The following is a 17910-nucleotide window of genomic DNA, read 5'->3' as shown; positions in this document are numbered from 1 at the left end:
GAAATTTCGGCCCCTGTCGCGGCCTCCGGCGGGCGCAACTCCACGCCAGATTCGCGGTATTTAGGTAGCTTTATAGGAGTGAGTCTGCCCTCACCCCTTGGGGGTGTTGCATGCGTCCAGCGGGGGCGAAAAAAGCCGGTTCCAACCCCAGTCTGTAGGGTCTCCCGGACGCCTGACCGCTGTATATTGGGCAAATGATTTGTTTTTGCGCCGAGCGCTTCCCATGGCGGCGGTTATGGCAGAATCCGGGCGCCCTCCTGCCCCCCGGACTGACAGACATGGCCACCCGCGCTCTCCTTTATCGTAGGCCCCACGAACCGAAGACCCTCGTCATCACCCACGGATCGCAATTTTTTGCGATTCGGCTGCGCCGGCACCGCCGCGCGCGCCGTTACACGCTCAGAATCCATCCGAGCGACCGCGAAGCCATCCTCACCATGCCGCCGCGCGGCACGCTTGCGGAGGCCAAGGACTTCGCACAGCGTCACGGTGCGTGGATCGCAGCGCGCCTCGGCCGCTTGCCGAAGGCCGCACCGTTCCAGCCGGGCACGGTGATACCGCTGCGCGGGACGCCGCATCGCATCGTTCATCGCGCCGGCACCCGCGGCACGGTGTGGACCGAGGTGCGTGACAGCGGTGAGCGCATTCTCTGCGTCGCTGGCGGCCTCGAGCATGTCGATCGGCGCGTCAGCGATTTCCTCAAGCGCGAGGCGCGCCGCGACCTGCAGCGCTCGGCGGAGGTCTACGCGGCCGAGCTCGGGGTCAGGGTCAAGCGCCTCTCGATCCGCGATCAGTCCAGCCGTTGGGGCTCCTGCACCTCGGCCGGCTCGCTGTCGTTCTCCTGGCGGCTGATCCTCGCCCCGCCCTTCGTGCTCGACTACCTCGCCGCGCACGAAGTCGCCCATCTCGTCGAGATGAACCACTCGCCGCGCTTCTGGCGCGTCTGCGGCAAGGTCTGCCCGTCGATGGAGCGCGCCAAGAAGTGGCTCGACACGTACGGGAATGATCTGCACCGGTATGGCGTCGAGGATTAGTTCCTCGCAGATCAGGCCGCGCTCTCAGCGCTGTCATCGCCCGCGAAGGCGGGCGATCCAGTACGCCGCAGCAGCCGTTATGAATCTCGATGCCTCGGAGTACTGGATTCCCCGCCTTCGCGGGGAATGACAGGAGAGAGTGGGCAGGCATCACCGCTCCATTCTCGCCACACTTCGCGACGATTGCGCCGCTTGCCTGATTAATCCCGGCGCATCAACCGCTTCGCAGCATCCAGCGCGCATCGCGCCGGACCTCGTCTTCTACTGTGCATGGGGTTGTTTTCGCAGTTTGTGCTTTGAGGCCCGAAGGGTCCCAACCCACAACTACCGATTCCCGCCGAACAGCCGGTCCATCAGCCAGCCATCGAGCCCCGCCGCCGCTTCCGGCCGGACATTGGCGCGCGTCGGAGGCGGCGGGCGATAGCCGCCGGCGTTCGGTTGTGGCGGTGCCGCGGGCGTCGGCGGCGACACCTGCGAGGCCGCCTGCGCGAGGTTCGACAGGCCCCAGCCGCCGGGTGAGCTCGGCAAGGCCGCCACCGGCACGCCCTCGTGCGCGGCCTTCATGAAGCGCGACCAGACTTCGACCGGCAGGCCGCCGCCGGTCGCCTTCTTGGTCGGCGAGTTGTCGTCGTTGCCGAGCCAGACGCCAGTGACGAGATTGGCGGTGTAGCCGATGAACCAGGCGTCGCGATAATCCTGGCTGGTGCCGGTTTTGCCCGCCGCCGGCCAGCCCGGGATCTCCGCCTTCTTGGCAGTGCCCGAAACAAGCGTCTCCCGCATCATCGCGTTCATCATGCCGACATGGCGGGGGTCGATGACCTGGTTGCGCTCCTCCGCCTGGCGCATGTAGAGCAGCTTGCCGCTGACTGTCCTGATCCTTGTGACGACATGCGGCGCCACGGCGAGGCCGCCATTGGCGAACGGCGCATAGGCGCCGACCAGCTCGACCATGGAGACTTCGGAGGTGCCGAGCGCGATCGAGGCGTTGGGCTCGAGCTTGGAGGAGATGCCGAGGCGGTGTGCGGTGCGCACCACGTTCTTCGGCCCGACCTCGAGGCCAAGACGGATCGCGACGGTGTTGAGCGACATCGCCAGCGCCTGGGTCAGCGTCACCGCGCCGAAATATTCATGGGTGTAGTTCTCAGGACGCCAGCCCTTGACCTCGATCGGCGCGTCCTGGCGCATGGTGTCGGGCGTCAGCCCCTGCTCGAGCGCGGTCAGGTACACGAACGGCTTGAACGAGGAGCCCGGCTGACGTTTTGCGGTGACCGCGCGGTTGTACTGGCTGTCGGAATAGTTCCGCCCGCCCACCATGGCGCGCACCGCGCCGTCGGGCGTCATGGCCACCAGCGCGCCCTGGCTGACGTTGAACTTCACGCTCTTGGCCGCGAGCTCGTCGATGATGGCGGCTTCCGCCACGCTCTGCAGTTTCGGATCGATCGTGGTCTCGACGTTGATGCTCTCGTCGATCTGCCCGACCAGATCGTCCAGCACCTCGCCGATCCAGTCGGCGACGTAGTTCACCGTGCCGGCGCCGGCCGGCTTCACGTTGTAGGAGGGATGGCCGATCGAGGCCTTCGCCTGCGCGTCGGTGATGAACTTCGCATCCGCCATCGCCGCGAGCACGATCTGGGCCCGCGCTTCGGCACCTTCCGGGTTGCGGTTCGGGGCAAGGCGGGACGGCGACTTGACGAGGCCGGCCAGCATCGCGGCTTCCGCGACCGTCACGTTCTTGGCCGACTTGCCGAAATATTTCTGCGCCGCCGCCTCGACGCCGTAAGCGCCGGAACCGAAATAGACCCGGTTGAGATAAAGCTCCAGGATCTCGTCCTTGGAATGCTTGCGCTCCAGCCAGATCGCGAGCTCCACCTCCTGCAGCTTGCGCTGGATGGTGCGCTCCTGGGTCAGGAACAGGTTTTTCGCGAGCTGCTGCGTCAAGGTCGAGCCGCCCTGCGATACGCCGCGATGGAGCACGTTGGTGACGAGCGCGCGCAGGATGCCGACCGGGTCGATGCCGAAATGCGAATAGAAGCGGCGGTCCTCGATGGCGATGAACGCCTTCGGCAAATGCGGCGGCAGATCCTTCAGCGCGACATTGGCGCCGGCCATCTCGCCGCGCTGGGCCAGAATGCTGCCGTCGATGCCGACGATCTGGATCGTTGGCGGGCGCTTCGGGATCTCCAGCGACTGGATCGGCGGCAGATGCGCGCCGACATAGATCACGACGCCGATCACCGCGATGACGCCCCACAGGCTCAGCACCGCGCCCCAATAGACAAGGCGGCCGAGACCGAACCCGCCACGCGACTTCGCTCGACGCTTGGCGCCGCTGCGGCCGGCTGGCGCCTTGCGCTCGCGCGGCGGCTCGGTGCCGGCATCCTCGCTCTTGCGCTTGGCGGATGGTTTCGCGGATTTCTTCGGCTTGTCGTCGCCGCCGGGAACGCGGTCTGCCGGGGTGAGCCGCAGATCGGCGAGCGCCGCGGGCAAGCCGAACAGCGGCTCCTTCCGCGCACCCTTTTTCTTTCCCCACGCCATACGCAAAACGCCCGGTCAGCCCGCCCCGCCGAGACGCTAGCGGTCGCTGTTTAAGGCCGGGTTACCCCGGCGTTAACGCACGATTAGGAGATGCGGCATTCGCCGGCCGCAGTTCCGCTTCGGGGGCCGCAAGGCTAAGATCGCTCGTATCAATAAGATGAGGGAGCGCCATGGGCCATATCGATCCGACCAAGGAGATCTTCGCGCAATTCCGGGAGAACGATCGGCCGGGCCCGATCCACATGCTCAACCTGGTGCGCCTGCGCAAAGAGGCGGCCTATCCCGACGGCCGCAAGGCCAGCGGCGCGGAAGCCTATGCGGCCTATGGCCGCGAAAGCGGCCCGGTGTTCGAACGGCTCGGCGGGCGCATCGTCTGGCAGGGCAAATTCGAGCTGATGCTGATCGGCCCGCAGGAGGAACGCTGGGACCATTGCTTCATCGCCGAATATCCAACCGTCGCCGCCTTCGTCGAGATGATCCGCGACCCCGTCTATCGTGAGGCGGTGAAGCACCGCCAGGCCGCGGTGGAGGATTCGCGGCTGATCCGGCACGCCGTGCTGCCGGTCGGGAAGAACTTTGGAGAGATACCGACCTGAACGCCAAGTAGGAGGCTCTCTCGATCGTCATGGCCGGGCTTGACCCGGCCATCCACGGCTTCCTTGACGCCCCAACAACGTGGATGCCCGGGCCTTCGCCTCGCCGAAGCGGCTCCGGCCGCGCAGGCGGGACAAGCCCGGGCATGACGTCGCAGAGGCAGATGCGTTCTAGCCCGACGGGCCGGTGTCCTCGATGATCGGTCCGAACAGCTCCCAGCGCTCGCCGTTGAACTTCATCATCTGCATCTGCTTGTTGACGCGGTAGTCGTTCGGCCCGGTGTTGATCTTGATGCCGGGCAGCGCCAGGCTCGGCGTGTAGCCCTTGATATTGGCGGCCTGCTTCATGATGTTCGCACGCGTCAGATCGTCGCCGCATTGCTTCAAGACCTGCACCAAGAGCTCGGCGACCGAATAGGCGTAGGTGTTGATGGTGTTGAGCTTGTCACCTTCCGGGAAATACTTGTCCATGAAAGCGAAGAAAGCCTTCACGCCGGGATCGTCCTTCCACTGCGGGTCGCTCGGCTCCTTGCCGTAATTGGTCGAGATGATGCCCTTGGAGATGTCGAGGCCTGCCGGCTTCAGCGTCGCCGAAATCGGGCTCGCATTGATGTCGAGGATGTGCACCGGCGTCCAGCCGAGATCGGCAAGCTTCTTGATCGCCTGCGCCGCGAATTTCGGCGTCGAGGCGTTATAGAACAGGTCGACGCCCATCGACTTCAGCTTCACCACCTGCGAGTCGACGGTGGGGTCGGTCACCTCATACGACACCTCGCCGACGATCATGTTGGCCTTGTCGCCGAGGCCGCTCTTGAGGCCGGCAAGATAGTCGCGGCCCATGTCGTCGTTCTGGTAGAGCACGCCGATCTTGGCGTTGGGGTGATTGGCGAGAATGTATTTTGCGTAGATCCGCCCCTCGGACACATAGTTGGGATTGTAAGCGATGGTCCAAGGATAGTTCTGCGGATCGTTGAAGCGCGCGGCGCCGGTCGAGGCCAGCAGCTGAGGTACCTTCTTGCCGTTGAGGTACTTCTGCACGGCGGCGTTCGCGGCTGTGCCGATCAGCTGAAAGGTGAACAGGACCTCGTCGCCCTCGACCAGCTTGCGCACCTGCTCGACGGTCTTCGGCGGCGAATAGGCGTCGTCATACTGGATCAGGTTGATCTTGCGGCCGTTGATGCCGCCCTGATCGTTGATCATCCTGAAATATGCGGCCTGGGTCTTGCCGATATTGGCGTAGACCGAATAGGCGCCGGAGAACGGCACGGTCTGGCCAATCTTGATCTCGGTGTCGCTTGCGCCGGTGTCGTATTTCTTCTGGGCGAGGGCCTGGCTGGTCGAGACTGCGACGGCGAACGCCGCCGTGGCAGCTAGGAAGGCTCTGCGATTGTTCATGTTGGTTCGTTCCTCCTGACGGAATTTTAGGTCGATGGTCTTTCTCCGTTGATTGCAACGGTCGCCATCGCTGCCGAAGATTGTGGAGGAAGCTTCGCCGCAGCGCAAGGATCGCGGCGCCGCGCCGTAGCGTCTCAGGCGAGAAACATCGCAATCAGCGCGATTGCCGCCGGCAGCGCCTGCACGATCAGGATCCGCGTGCTGACGGTCGCCGCGCCATAGGCGCCGGCCACGATCACGCAGAGCAGGAAGAACACCTTGATCTGGAATGCGAAGGCCGGGTTGCCGTGGAACAGGCCCCAGACCAGGCCGGCCGCGAGGAAGCCGTTATAGAGACCCTGATTGGCGGCCAGCACCCTGGTGATCTCGGCCTTCTCGGGCGAATTCCGAAACACCTTCAGGCCCAGCGGCTTGTCCCAGAGAAACATCTCCAGGACGAGGAAGAAGACGTGCAGCGCCGCGACCAGCGCCACCAGGATATTGGCGATCAGGATCAAGGCGAGCTCCCCCAAAAGCATCAGCTTTCGGGTGGACGTTAGCACGGCCGCCGTGGCAAGTGCGATCGATGTGTTTCGATTGCTGGTGCCGCAATGTCCGCTCGATCAACCAAGGTGCCTGAACGCTTCGGTCTCGACCACCTGGCGACGCCGATCGGGATTGCGCTGCTCGTCACCGATGCCGAGGGCAAGCTGCGCGCGCTCGACTGGGAAGACTATGAGCACCGCATGCGCGATCTGCTGCGCCTGCACTATGGCACAGTGGATCTGCGTGATCAGCCTGCGCCGTCGGACATGCGGACCGCACTCTCGCGCTATTTCGACGGTGATCTCGGTCAGCTCCAGAGCATCGCATGGCGTATCGCCGGCACGCCGTTCCAGCAAAAAGTCTGGACCGCGCTCGCGCAGATCCCCGCCGGCACCACGATGAGTTACGGCGCGCTCGCCGCGAAGATCGACATGCCCAGGGCGATACGAGCCGTCGGCCACGCCAACGGCTCAAATCCGATCAGTGTGGTGCTCCCGTGCCATCGCCTGATCGGAGCGGACGGTTCGCTGGTGAAGTATGGTGGTGGCCTCGAGCGGAAGAGATGGCTGCTGCGGCACGAGGGGGTGGAGATTTGACGCGCAGCTCAGATGCTGTTCGGGTTAATGCGCGGATCCCCCTGTTTCCAGTCAACCCATTCCTCTGCGTCTCGAAGCGAAACAAAGTCGGCGATCGGAATGTCTGTTAGGTCAGCGCGCCGTTCGATCACACGCCATCCGCCCTGTTCGAGGCGCTGGATTATGTAAGATTCGACCGGAAGGTAATCAGTCATTGCGGCTGAGCCTTTTGGGATTGCGAGGCTGGTTCAAGCCGCCGGCTGCACCGCCTTGTCGCCGGCCATCACATGGGTCAGCGCGCTCTTGATCGCGGCCTGGCGCGTCGGCGCGTTGATCTGGGCGCCCAGCAGGTCGGTGACGTAGAACACGTCGCGCGCGCGCTCGCCGAAGGTCGCGACATGGGCCGAGGCGATGTTGAGATTGAGCTTGGAGATCGCGGTGGTCAGCTCGTAGAGCAGGCCGGGCCGGTCGAGCCCGGAGACCTCGATCACGGTGTAGCGATCGGACCATTGGTTGTTGATCGTCACCTCTGGTTCGATCACGAAAGGCTTCGCCTTGCTGCGCACGGTGCGCCGCGCCACCACTTCGGGTAGGCGCAGCTTGCCCTCCAGCACGTCCTCGATCATCTCACCGATGCGCGTGGCGCGCCGTCCCTCGTCCTCGTCGCGGTCGTATTCGCGCGAGATCGAGATGGTGTCGAGCGCGCGGCCGTCGGTCGTGGTGTAGATCTGGGCGTCGACGATGTTGGCGCCGGCCGAGGCGCAGGCGCCGGCGATGATCGACAGCAGCCAGGGATGGTCGGCGGCGAAGATCGTCAGCTCGGTGACGCCGCGCACCTCGTCGAAACCGACATTGATCGCGAGCTTGTGGCCGGCCTGCTCGCTGGAGCGGACGAAGCGGGCGTGCCGGATCTTGCGCGGCAGCTCGACCTTGAGCCAGTAGGCCGGATAGTGCCGGCCGATATAGGCGTCGAGCTCGTCGTTCGGCCATTCGGCGAAGGCCATGCGGAATTCGGCGTGCGCAGCGGCGAGGCGCTTGCCGCGGTCGACCTCTGAGAAGCCGCCGGTCAGCACCGGCTCGGTCTCGTAGTATAGCGAGCGCAAGAGCTGCGCCTTCCAGCCGTTCCACACGCCAGGGCCGACGCCGCGGATGTCGGCGGTGGTCAGGATGGTCAAGAGCTTCATCTGCTCCACCGACTGCACCACGGCAGCGAAATTCTCGATGGTCTTGCGATCGGAGAGGTCGCGCGACTGCGCGACTGTGGACATCGTCAGGTGCTCCTCGATCAGCCAGGCCACGAGCTCGGTATCGGCCGGGCTGAAGCCGAGCCGCGGGCAGAGCCGCCGCGCCACCTTGGCGCCGGCGATGGAGTGGTCCTCGGGCCGGCCCTTGGCGACGTCGTGCAGCAGCGTTGCGATGTAGATCACCGCGCGGTGCTCGGGCCGGGTCTTGCGGAACAGGTCGCTCGCCAGCGCGAACTCCTCGATGCCGCCGCGCTCGATGTCCTGGAGGAAGCCGATGCAGCGGATCAGGTGCTCGTCGACGGTGTAGTGATGATACATGTTGAATTGCATCATCGAGACGATCTTGCCGAAGGCGCGGATGAAATGGCCGAGTACGCCGGTCTCGTTCATCCGCCGCAGCACGATCTCGGCATTGTCGGAGGTCAGGATCTCCATGAACAGCCGGTTGGCCTCGGGATTTTCGCGCAAGCCCGCGTTGATCAGGCCGAGCGAGCGCGTCACGTCGCGCATCGCATCCGGATGGAAGGCGAGGTTGTTCTTCTGCGCGAGGCGGAAGATGCGGATCAGATTGACCGGGTCGTGCTTGAACACGTCGGGCGCGGCGACGTTGATGCGGTTGTTGTCGACGATGAAGTCGTCGCTGTCGGGGACGCGCCGCTTCACTGCGCTCGGTCGCAGCCGCGCCATCACCCGGCTCAGCACCGGCGCGGGCTTGGCCTGCTGGTCCTCGAGCTTGGCGCAGAGGATGGCGGTGAGGTTGCCGACTTCCTTGGCGACCAGGAAGTAGTGCTTCATGAAGCGCTCGACGTCCTGCATGCCCGGATGCGAGGTGTAGCCGAGACGTATCGCGATCTCGCGCTGGAGATCGAAGGAGAGGCGCTCCTCGGCGCGGCCACAGTAGAAATGCAGGTTGCAGCGCACCGACCAGAGGAAGTCGGCGCAGCGGCGGAAGCTGCGATATTCCTGCGCGTCGAACACGCCGCGCCCGACCAGCTCGTGGGTGTCGCGGACGCGGTAGACGTATTTGGCGATCCAGAACAGTGTGTGCAGGTCGCGCAAGGCCCCCTTGCCGTCCTTGACGTTGGGCTCGACCAGATAACGCGACTGGCCGCCGCGGCGGTGTCGCTCCTCGCGCTCGGCGAGCTTTGCGGTGACGAATTCGGACGCGGTGCCCTGCACCACTTCCTTGTCGAAGCGCTCGACCAGGTCGTCGTAGAGCGGCTTGTCGCCGGTCAGGAAGCGCGTCTCCAGGATCGCGGTCCGGATGGTCATGTCGCCGCGCGCCTGCCGGATCGATTCATCGACCGATCGCGTGGCGTGGCCGACCTTCAACCCCATGTCCCAGAGGCAATAGAGGATCGCTTCGGCGACCTGCTCGCCCCAGGCGGTCTGCTTGTAGGGCAGGATGAAGAGCAGATCGATGTCCGATTCCGGCGCCATCAGCCCGCGGCCGTAGCCGCCGGTCGCCACCACCGCCATGCGCTCGGCGCCGCTCGGGATCGGCGAGCGGTAGAGATGGCGCGTCGCGGCCGAATACAGGATGCGGATGATCTCGTCCTGCACGTGGCACAGCCGCTCGGCGCAGCGGCGGCCGTGGCGGTCCTTCAGAAGGATCGCCTGGGCGGCGGCGCGCGCCGCGATCAGCTCCGCCTTGAGCAATAGCGCCATCGCCGTGCGGAACGCGTCCTCGCGCCCCTCGTGCTTCTCGGCAAGCGCATCGACCGCGGCGGTGATCCGCGCGGTATCGAAGCGCTCGTCCACCTGTGGCTTCTGCTCAGTCGCGACGCTGTCCATGTCTTACCGGATATAAGAGGTGACAGGCGCTGTCACGAGACATTCGCAAGGGACGACCGGCGAGTTTCGCCATGCAGATGAATCGGCTTCGATACCGATATCGGCGCCTGGGGTAACGTCATGAATGTGCTCAGATTTTTCTCCTGGATCCCGGCTGGTCATGACTGCCTCCACCAATCATGGGCTGACACAAAACCAATCGCGCTCTATACCGCTCGTCGATATCCCCGGGAGAGAACAAGATGGACGCTGCAGAGCTGCGCCAGATGCAGGCCCCGATCAAGGAGCGCTACAAGACCGATCCCAAGGCTGCGCTGATCACGCTGAAGGCCAAGGGCTCCACCGATAGCGAAGGCATTGCGTGCAAGGTCGAGACCGGCCGCGCTATCGCGATGGCCGGCCTGCACCCGGGCACAGGCGGTTCCGGCCTCGAGCTTTGCTCCGGCGACATGCTGCTCGAAGCCCTGGTCGCCTGTGCCGGCGTCACGCTGAAATCGGTCGCGACCGCGATCGAGGTGCCCTTGAAGACCGGCAACGTCTACGCCGAGGGCGATCTCGATTTCCGCGGCACGCTCGGCATCGACAAGGAGACCCCGGTCGGCTTCGCCGAGATCCGCCTGCGCTTCGAGGTCGACACGTCAGCGCCGCAGGACAAGCTCGATCTGCTGCTCAAACTCACCGAGCGGTATTGCGTGGTCTATCAGACCATCAAGAACGGCCCGAAGGTTTCGGTGTCGATGCAAAGGATGTAAGACGCAGGTCGTCATTCCACCGATTGGTGTCGTCCCGGGGCGCGCCGCTTGGCGCGAGCCCGGGACCCATAATCCCCGGCCGTCGGGATTTTCGGACGGTCGTTGCTCCTAGCTCTTAAGCCACCATGGCCTGTGGTTATGGATTCCGGGCTCGCGCTTCGCGCGCCCCGGAATGACAGATAAAATGTCCCTCGACCTCCACTTCCTCCTCTTCCTGCTCCTGCGCATGGCGATCGCGGCGGCGTTCGTGGTGACGGCATCGATCATCACCGAACGCTCGGGACCCGTGATCGGCGCGCTGATCGCGACCCTGCCGGTCTCGGCCGGGCCGTCCTACGTCTTCCTTGCGATCGATCATGACGCCGCGTTCGTCGCCCAGGGCGCGCTGGCGAGCCTGCCGGTCAATGCGGCAACGATCTTGATGTGCCTCACTTACGTTGTGCTGTCGCAGCGGCACACTCTCGTGGTGAGCTGCGGAAGCGCTTTCGCGGTATGGATCGGGATGGCCTCGATCATCCGCCAGTTCGACTGGTCGCTCGCCGCGGGGCTCGCCGCCAATCTGATCGCGTTCGGCATCTGCATTCCACTGCTCGCGCGCTATCGCCATGCGAAGATGCCGCTGGTGACGCGCCGCTGGTACGATGTGCCGATGCGCGCTGCGCTGGTTGCGACCCTTGTCGCCATCGTGGTTTCGACATCGAGTTGGGTCGGCCCGCGCATCAGCGGCATCATTGCACTCTTTCCCGTGGTGTTCTCCAGCATCATGGTCATCCTGCATCCGCGCATCGGTGGACCGCCGACCGCTGCCGTGCTCGCCAACTCCGCCTGGGGCCTGCTCGGATTTGGCATGGCGATTGCGGTCCTGCACGTTGCAGTCGTGTGGTTCGGCTCCGCCGCCGGCTTGTGCCTCGCGCTCGCAACCTGCGTGGCATGGAATCTGACGCTGTGGAGAATAGGACGGCGCGCCTTGCGCCGCACGCGGCCGATGCCGTGAGACTACGGATATGCGCGACGCGACGTCGCGAGAAGCCGATGTGGCCCGCTCGGATCAACCGTTGAATGAGCGCCATCATTTCAAGTCCTGCCGTACTGTTCCGGTGTGAGCTCCAGCGGCTCCTCGCGCTGACATGCTGATAACCCCCGTCGAATTCCCGACAGTAAAATTAGAACTTTGTTCGAGCTTTTGCCGTAAAGAATCAGGCTGCTCGCCCGCTTCGTTGCTGTCCGACCATCGCGACGGACCTTCCAATCGGATCTGGGGGAGACGCAGATTGGAATATGTCAGCACTGCTGCGCGATCAGTTCCTCGATACTGACGAGCATATCCCCCTTCGGCTCAATTCGAGATGGAGATTTCCTGATGTTCGGCCGTAAATTCCACACTGATGCACAATCGCGGCTCGATGCCATCGGCCGTTCGCAGGCGATGATCGAGTTCAATCTTGATGGGACGATCATCACGGCCAACAAGAATTTTCTCGACGCACTCGGCTACCGTCTCGAGGAGATCCTGGGCAAGCATCACTCGATGTTTGTGCCGGCCGACCAGCGCGACAGCGCCGAGTACAAGGCGTTTTGGGCCGCATTGAACCGTGGCGAGTATCAGGCGCGCGAGTTCAAGCGGATCGCGAAAGACGGCCGCGAGGTCTGGATCGAAGCATCCTACAATCCGGTGCTCGACGGCAACGGCAAGACGGTGATGGTCGCCAAGATTGCGACCGACATCACCGAGAAGAAGATCCGCAGCATGACGGACGCCTCCAAGATCGCTGCCATCAGCCGCGCCCAGGCCGTCATCGAGTTCAAGCTCGACGGCACCATCCTCTCGGCCAACGAGAATTTCTGCAAGGCGCTCGGCTATTCGCTCGACGAGATCAAGGGCAAGCATCACAGCCTGTTCGTGGCCGAGGCCGACCGAAACAGCCCGGCCTATCGCGAATTCTGGGCCGCGCTCAACCGCGGCGAATACCAAGCCGGCGAGTTCAAGCGGATCGGCAAGGGCGGCCGCGAGGTCTGGATCCTTGCCTCCTACAATCCGTTGCTCGACGAAAACGGCAAGCCGTACGGCGTGGTCAAGTTCGCGACCGACGTCACCGCGGAGAAGCTGAAGAATGCCGATCTCGCCGGCCAGATCGCGGCGATCGACAAGGCCCAGGCCGTGATCGAGTTCAACATGGACGGCACGATCATCACCGCCAACGCCAACTTTCTCGGCGCGCTCGGCTATTCGCTGGCCGAGATCAAGGGCCGCCACCACAGCATGTTCGTCGAGCCCTCCGAGCGCGACGGTGCCGGCTATCGCGAGTTCTGGGCCGCGCTCAATCGTGGCCAGTACCAGGCGGCGGAGTACAAGCGCATCGGCAAGGGCGGCAAGGAGGTCTACATCCAGGCCTCCTACAATCCGATCCTCGACCTCAACGGCAAGCCGTTCAAGGTCGTGAAATACGCCACCGACGTCACCAAGCAGGTCCTGGTCCGCATGGGCAACGAGCGCGTGCGGGGCATGATGGAATCGGTCGCCGCCGGCTCGGAGGAGCTCAACGCCTCGGTGCGGGAGATCTCCGAGGCCATGACCAAGTCGCGCGAGACCGCGATGGGCGCGGTCGAGCAGGTCGGCGCCGCCGACGCGCAGGCCCAGCGCCTCACCGAGGCCGCGCAGGCGATGAGCGGCATCGTCGAGATGATCAACAACATCACGGGGCAGATCAACCTGCTCGCGCTCAACGCCACGATCGAATCGGCGCGCGCGGGCGAGGCCGGCCGCGGCTTCGCGGTGGTCGCTTCCGAGGTCAAGAGCCTCGCCAACCAGGCCAAGCAGGCGACCGACAAGATCGGCCAGGAGATCGGCAGCCTCAACAGCATCTCCGGCGACGTCGTCAGCGCGCTCGGCTCGATCAAGCAGGCGATCAACAATGTCAGCGAGTACGTGACCTCGACCGCCGCCGCGATCGAGGAGCAGAGCACGGTGACCAACGAGATGTCGACCAGCATGCAGCGCGCCGCCGCGGAAGCCGCGGCGATCGCGGCGCGGGGCTAGGCCGGGCTCGGAATTGCAGGGTGGGCAAAGGTGCGCTCTTTGCGCGCCGTGCCCACCATCTCTCCCCGATCGCTTCATGGAGCGGTGGGCACGCTCCGCTTCGCCCACCCGACGGCACCGTCACTGCTTCGGCAGTTTCGCCTTCAGCGCATACAGAGCATCGAGCGCCTCGCGCGGCGACATCTCGTCGGGGTGCAGCGCCTTCACCGCCTCCATCAGCAGCTCCGCTTCGCTCGGCGGCGCGGCTTCAGTGGCGGCGCGCGAAGGGACAGCGAACAGCGGCAGATCGTCCACCAGGGCTCGCGCGGTCTGGCCGCGGTCCTGCGCCTCCAGCTTGGACAGCACCGATTTGGCGCGCGTGATCACCGCCGGCGGCAGGCCGGCGAGTTTCGCCACCTGGATGCCGTAGGAGCGGTCGGCCGAGCCCGGCAGCACCTCGTGCAGGAACACGACGTTGCCCTGCCATTCCTTCACCCGCACCGTGGCGTTGAACATCCGCGGCAGTTTCGCCGCGAGCGCGGTCAGCTCGTGATAATGCGTCGCGAACAAGGTTCGGCAGCGGTTGCTCTCGTGCAGATGCTCGATCGCGGCCCAGGCGATCGAGAGGCCGTCGAAGGTCGCGGTGCCGCGGCCGATCTCATCCAGGATGACGAGCGAGCGCTCGCCGGCCTGGTTCAGGATCGCCGCGGTCTCGACCATCTCCACCATGAAGGTGGAGCGGCCGCGGGCGAGATCATCGGCGGCGCCGACGCGCGAGAACAGGCGGTCGACGATGCCGATCCGCGCGCGCGTCGCCGGCACGAAGCTGCCGATCTGGGCCATCAAGGCGATCAGCGCGTTCTGGCGCAGGAAGGTCGATTTACCGGCCATGTTGGGACCGGTGAGCAGCCAGAGCTGGCCGGACCTCTGGGCCGGCGCAGGCGACAGGTCGCAGGCGTTGGCGATGAACGGCTCGCCGTTGCGCTTGAGCGCCTGCTCGACCACGGGATGGCGGCCGGCCTCGATGGCAAAGCTGAGCGAGCCGTCGACCTCGGGCCGCACATAGTTCTCGTCGACAGCGAGCTTGGCCAGCGAGGTCGCGACGTCGAGCAGCGCAAAGCCTTGCGCTGCGGCCCGCAGATCGTCGCTGATCGCGAGCGCCTTGGCGCAGAGCCGCTCGAAGATATCGAGCTCGAGGCCGAGCGCTCGGTCGCCGGCATTGGCGATCTTGGCCTCGATCTCGCCGAGCTCGGACGTGGTGAAGCGCACCTGTCCCGCCAGCGTCTGGCGATGGATGAAGGTCGCGTTCAGCGGCGGCGACATCAGCTTGTCGCCGTGCTGGGCGGTGACCTCGACGAAATAGCCGAGCACGTTGTTGTGCCGGATCTTGAGGCCTTTGACGGAGGTCGCATCGGCGTAACGGGCCTGCATCGAGGCCACGACCAGACGCGAGGCATCGCGCAGGTTTCGCGCTTCGTCCAGCGCCGGCTCGTAGCCCTGACGCACGAAGCCGCCGTCGCGCTTGATCAGCGGCAGCTGCTCGTCCAGCGCGCTGGCGAACTCGGCTGCGAGCGCGCGCGACGGCCGCTGCAGCGCTGCCATCACCGCCGCGATCTCCTGCGGCGGCTGATCCATTTCGGAGAGCCGCGTCAGCACCTGGTCGGCGGCGATGATGCCGTCGCGGATGCCGGCGAGGTCGCGCGGCCCGCCGCGGCCGACCGAGAGTCTGGCCAGAGCGCGCGACATGTCGGGCGCGCCGCGCAGGATGCTGCGGATGTCCTCGCGCGCGGCGGAATCGGCCACGAAGGTGCTGACCGCGTCTAGCCGCCGCGCGATCGCAGGCGCATCGGTCAGCGGCGCGGCCAGACGCTGCGCCAGCAGGCGGGAGCCTGCCGAGGTCACGGTGCAGTCGATGGCATCGAGTAGCGAGCCGCGGCGTTCGCCGGCGAGCGTGCGCGTCAGCTCGAGATTGGCGCGCGTCGCCGGATCGATCGCCATGGTCGCACCCGAGGCTTCGCGCGCGGGCGGCGAGAGCGGCGGATGCTTGCCGACCTGGGTGCGGTCGACATAGGTGACGGCGGCGGCCGCCGCGGTGGCCTCCAGGCGCGTCAGCTGCGCGAGCCCGTCCATGGTCGCGACGGCAAAGTAGTCGCAGAGCCGCTTCTCGGCGGTGGCGCCGTCGAAGACGTCGCGAGTCAGCGGCGTCACGGCCGGCAGCTCGCGCAAGGTCTGGCCGAGCTCGTTGTCGCCAAAGAGCGCGTCGGTGACGATCGCCTCGTTCGGGTTGATGCGCGCCAGCGTCGCGGCGAGCTCGCCGCCCGAGACCTCGGTGACCATGAATTCGGCCGTCGAGATGTCGATCCAGGCAAGGCCGAAGCGGTCGCCGCCGGCGGAGGAGCGGGCGCGCGCGATCGCCAGCAGGTAATTATTGGCGCGCGCATCCAGCAGTGTGTCCTCGGTCAGCGTGCCCGGCGTCACCAGCCGCACCACGCCGCGGCGTACCACGCTCTTGTTGCCGCGCGCTTTCGCCGCCGCGGGATCCTCGGTCTGCTCGCAGACCGCGACCCGATGCCCGGCGCTGATGAGACGATGCAGATAATCCTCTGAGCGCTCGACCGGCACGCCGCACATCGGGATATCCGCGCCCTGGTGCTTGCCGCGCTTGGTCAGGACGATGCCGAGCGTCTTTGAAGCGATCTCGGCATCCTCGAAGAACAGCTCGTAGAAGTCGCCCATCCGGTAGAACAGCAGCAAGCCCTGATGCGCCGCCTTGATCTCCAGATACTGCTCCATCATCGGCGTGACGCGCGCGGCAGCCTCGGCCTGCGGCGCGGGCGTGTCATCGGCGGGCGGAACTTGTATCGGCTGTTGCATCGTCATGGGCGGCGCAACCTACAAAATTTCGGCACCTGCTCCTATTTGCTTTGCCGGGGAAGCGAAGGTTTTCCACGTTGTCCGTGTAGCGCATGCGGCTGCCACATTTTCCGCCGTCATTCCGGGATGCGCCGGAACGGCGCAGGCCCCGAATCCATCGGGCCGCACGTCACGCCGACAAATGGATTCCGGGTTTGCGCCAAATGGCGCGCCCCGGAATGACGTCTGCTCCGCGAAACCGTCAATTGACCTGCCGCGGGCGCCCTCCTAAAACTCCGCCGACATTGAAGAATTTGGCCGGATCGCGGCATTCAGGGAGAACAACGATGCGTGACGTCTTTATCTGCGATGCCGTGCGGACCCCGATCGGCCGTTTCGGCGGCTCGCTCGCCAAGGTGCGCGCCGACGATCTCGCCGCCGCCCCGATCAAGGCGCTGATGGCCAAGCACCCCAATCTCGATTGGGCACAGGTGGACGAGGTGTTCTTCGGCTGCGCCAACCAGGCCGGCGAGGACAATCGCAACGTCGCGCGCATGGCGCTGCTGCTGGCGGGCCTGCCGGATTCGGTTCCCGGCCAGACTCTGAACCGGCTCTGCGCCTCGGGCCTCGATGCGGTCGGCGCCGCGGGCCGCGCCATTCGTTCCGGCGAGATCGATCTCGCGATTGCCGGCGGCGTCGAATCGATGACCCGCGCGCCCTTCGTGATGGGCAAGGCGCAGGAAGCCTTCTCGCGCTCGGCCGAAATCTTCGACACCACGATCGGCTGGCGCTTCATCAATCCGCTGCTGAAGGCGCAGTATGGCGTCGATGCGATGCCGGAGACCGGCGAGAACGTCGCCGAGGAGTTCCAGGTCTCGCGCGCGGACCAGGACGCCTTCGCCATCCGCTCGCAGCAGCGCGCAGGCGCAGCGATCGCCGCCGGCTATTTCGCGGAAGAAATCACGCCCATCACCATTCCCGGCGGCAAGGCCGGCCCGATCACCTTCGACAAGGACGAGCATCCGCGCCCCGAGACCACGCTGGAAGGTCTCGCCAAGCTGAAGCCGATCGTGCGCAATCCCGGCACCGTCACCGCCGGCAATGCCTCCGGCGTCAATGACGGCGCCGCCGCAATGATCCTGGCCTCGGAAGCCGCGGTCAGGAAGCACGGCCTTACGCCCCGCGCCCGCATCCTCGGGCTCGCCTCGGCCGGCGTGCCGCCGCGGATCATGGGCATCGGCCCGGTGCCGGCGACCCGCAAGCTGATGGAACGGCTGGCTAAGAAGATCAGCGATTTCGACCTGATCGAGCTGAACGAAGCTTTCGCTTCGCAGGGCATCGCCTGCATGCGCCAGCTCGGCGTCGCCGATGACGCCGATTTCGTCAATCCGCATGGCGGTGCCATCGCGCTTGGCCATCCGCTCGGCATGAGCGGCGCCCGCCTCGCGCTCACCGCCGTGCACGGCATGGAGAAGCGCGGCGGCAAGCTCGCACTCGCCACGATGTGCGTCGGCGTCGGTCAGGGCGTCGCGGTCGCGATCGAAAAGCTGAATTGAACTCTCTCCTTCGCCTCTCCCCGCTCTTTGCGGGGATA

Annotated in this window: 13 protein-coding genes; 7 read left to right on the top strand and 6 right to left on the bottom strand. The window is 65.5% G+C overall.

Features of this window, described 5'->3' with window-relative positions; all coding sequences use genetic code 11:
- Window positions 1-194 precede the first annotated feature (194 nt).
- A complete protein-coding gene (locus I6F36_RS19365) occupies window positions 195-1034 on the top strand; it encodes a M48 family metallopeptidase (protein ID WP_036023974.1) in 840 nt (279 codons plus the stop codon).
- A gap of 324 nt (window positions 1035-1358) precedes the next feature.
- Here I6F36_RS19365 and I6F36_RS19360 read toward each other — a convergent pair whose 3' ends face one another.
- Entirely contained in the window at window positions 1359-3569 is a 2211-nt protein-coding gene (locus tag I6F36_RS19360) for a transglycosylase domain-containing protein (RefSeq protein ID WP_225171962.1), read from the bottom strand.
- Between the two features lie 170 nt (window positions 3570-3739).
- On the opposite strand from I6F36_RS19360, the gene I6F36_RS19355 reads away from it, so the two are divergent.
- A complete protein-coding gene (locus I6F36_RS19355; protein ID WP_036002330.1) occupies window positions 3740-4165 on the top strand; it encodes a DUF1330 domain-containing protein in 426 nt (141 codons plus the stop codon).
- A gap of 168 nt (window positions 4166-4333) precedes the next feature.
- Here the strand turns inward: I6F36_RS19355 and I6F36_RS19350 are convergent, their stop codons facing one another.
- Both I6F36_RS19350 and I6F36_RS19345 read right to left on the bottom strand, forming a co-directional pair.
- Window positions 4334-5557: an ABC transporter substrate-binding protein gene (locus I6F36_RS19350; protein ID WP_036002328.1), complete on the bottom strand. Its 1224-nt coding sequence runs from the start codon at window positions 5555-5557 to the stop codon at window positions 4334-4336.
- 134 nt (window positions 5558-5691) lie between these two features.
- Complete coding sequence (locus I6F36_RS19345) at window positions 5692-6075, bottom strand: DUF1304 domain-containing protein (RefSeq protein ID WP_081492917.1); 384 nt, start codon at window positions 6073-6075, stop codon at window positions 5692-5694.
- 72 nt (window positions 6076-6147) lie between these two features.
- On the opposite strand from I6F36_RS19345, the gene I6F36_RS19340 reads away from it, so the two are divergent.
- On the top strand, window positions 6148-6678 hold the full coding sequence (locus I6F36_RS19340) for a methylated-DNA--[protein]-cysteine S-methyltransferase (RefSeq protein WP_036023966.1): 531 nt from the start codon (window positions 6148-6150) through the stop codon (window positions 6676-6678).
- An 8-nt stretch (window positions 6679-6686) separates the two neighbouring features.
- On the opposite strand, the gene I6F36_RS19335 is transcribed toward I6F36_RS19340, so the two are convergent.
- Both I6F36_RS19335 and I6F36_RS19330 read right to left on the bottom strand, forming a co-directional pair.
- The gene (locus tag I6F36_RS19335; protein WP_036023964.1) at window positions 6687-6872 is read right to left on the bottom strand and encodes a hypothetical protein; all 186 of its coding nucleotides are present in this window, start codon (window positions 6870-6872) and stop codon (window positions 6687-6689) included.
- A gap of 33 nt (window positions 6873-6905) precedes the next feature.
- Window positions 6906-9695 (bottom strand): [protein-PII] uridylyltransferase, encoded by a 2790-nt coding sequence (locus I6F36_RS19330; RefSeq protein WP_225141300.1) that lies wholly within the window; start codon window positions 9693-9695, stop codon window positions 6906-6908.
- A gap of 242 nt (window positions 9696-9937) precedes the next feature.
- Here I6F36_RS19330 and I6F36_RS19325 point away from each other — a divergent pair, with 242 nt between their 5' ends.
- From I6F36_RS19325 to I6F36_RS19315, 3 genes are all read left to right on the top strand, one after another.
- Window positions 9938-10447, top strand: coding sequence for an OsmC family protein (locus I6F36_RS19325; protein WP_036002314.1), 510 nt, complete (start codon window positions 9938-9940; stop codon window positions 10445-10447).
- Window positions 10448-10631: 184 nt separating this feature from the next.
- Window positions 10632-11441, top strand: a complete 810-nt coding sequence (locus I6F36_RS19320) for a hypothetical protein (protein ID WP_036002311.1) — start codon at window positions 10632-10634, stop codon at window positions 11439-11441.
- 366 nt (window positions 11442-11807) lie between these two features.
- Window positions 11808-13484, top strand: coding sequence for a PAS domain-containing methyl-accepting chemotaxis protein (locus tag I6F36_RS19315; RefSeq protein WP_225130567.1), 1677 nt, complete (start codon window positions 11808-11810; stop codon window positions 13482-13484).
- A gap of 120 nt (window positions 13485-13604) precedes the next feature.
- On the opposite strand, the gene mutS is transcribed toward I6F36_RS19315, so the two are convergent.
- Window positions 13605-16343: a DNA mismatch repair protein MutS gene (gene mutS, locus I6F36_RS19310; protein WP_225141298.1), complete on the bottom strand. Its 2739-nt coding sequence runs from the start codon at window positions 16341-16343 to the stop codon at window positions 13605-13607.
- Between the two features lie 320 nt (window positions 16344-16663).
- Here mutS and pcaF point away from each other — a divergent pair, with 320 nt between their 5' ends.
- On the top strand, window positions 16664-17872 hold the full coding sequence (gene pcaF, locus I6F36_RS19305) for a 3-oxoadipyl-CoA thiolase (RefSeq protein ID WP_225171961.1): 1209 nt from the start codon (window positions 16664-16666) through the stop codon (window positions 17870-17872).
- The last annotated feature ends 38 nt before the right edge of the window (window positions 17873-17910 follow it).

It is taken from the genome of Bradyrhizobium sp. BRP19, from assembly GCF_020194195.1.
Classification (GTDB): Bacteria; Pseudomonadota; Alphaproteobacteria; order Rhizobiales; family Xanthobacteraceae; genus Bradyrhizobium; species Bradyrhizobium yuanmingense.
The sequence above is the reverse complement of the archived record's forward strand: the minus strand, read 5'-3'. Positions and strand labels throughout refer to the sequence as shown.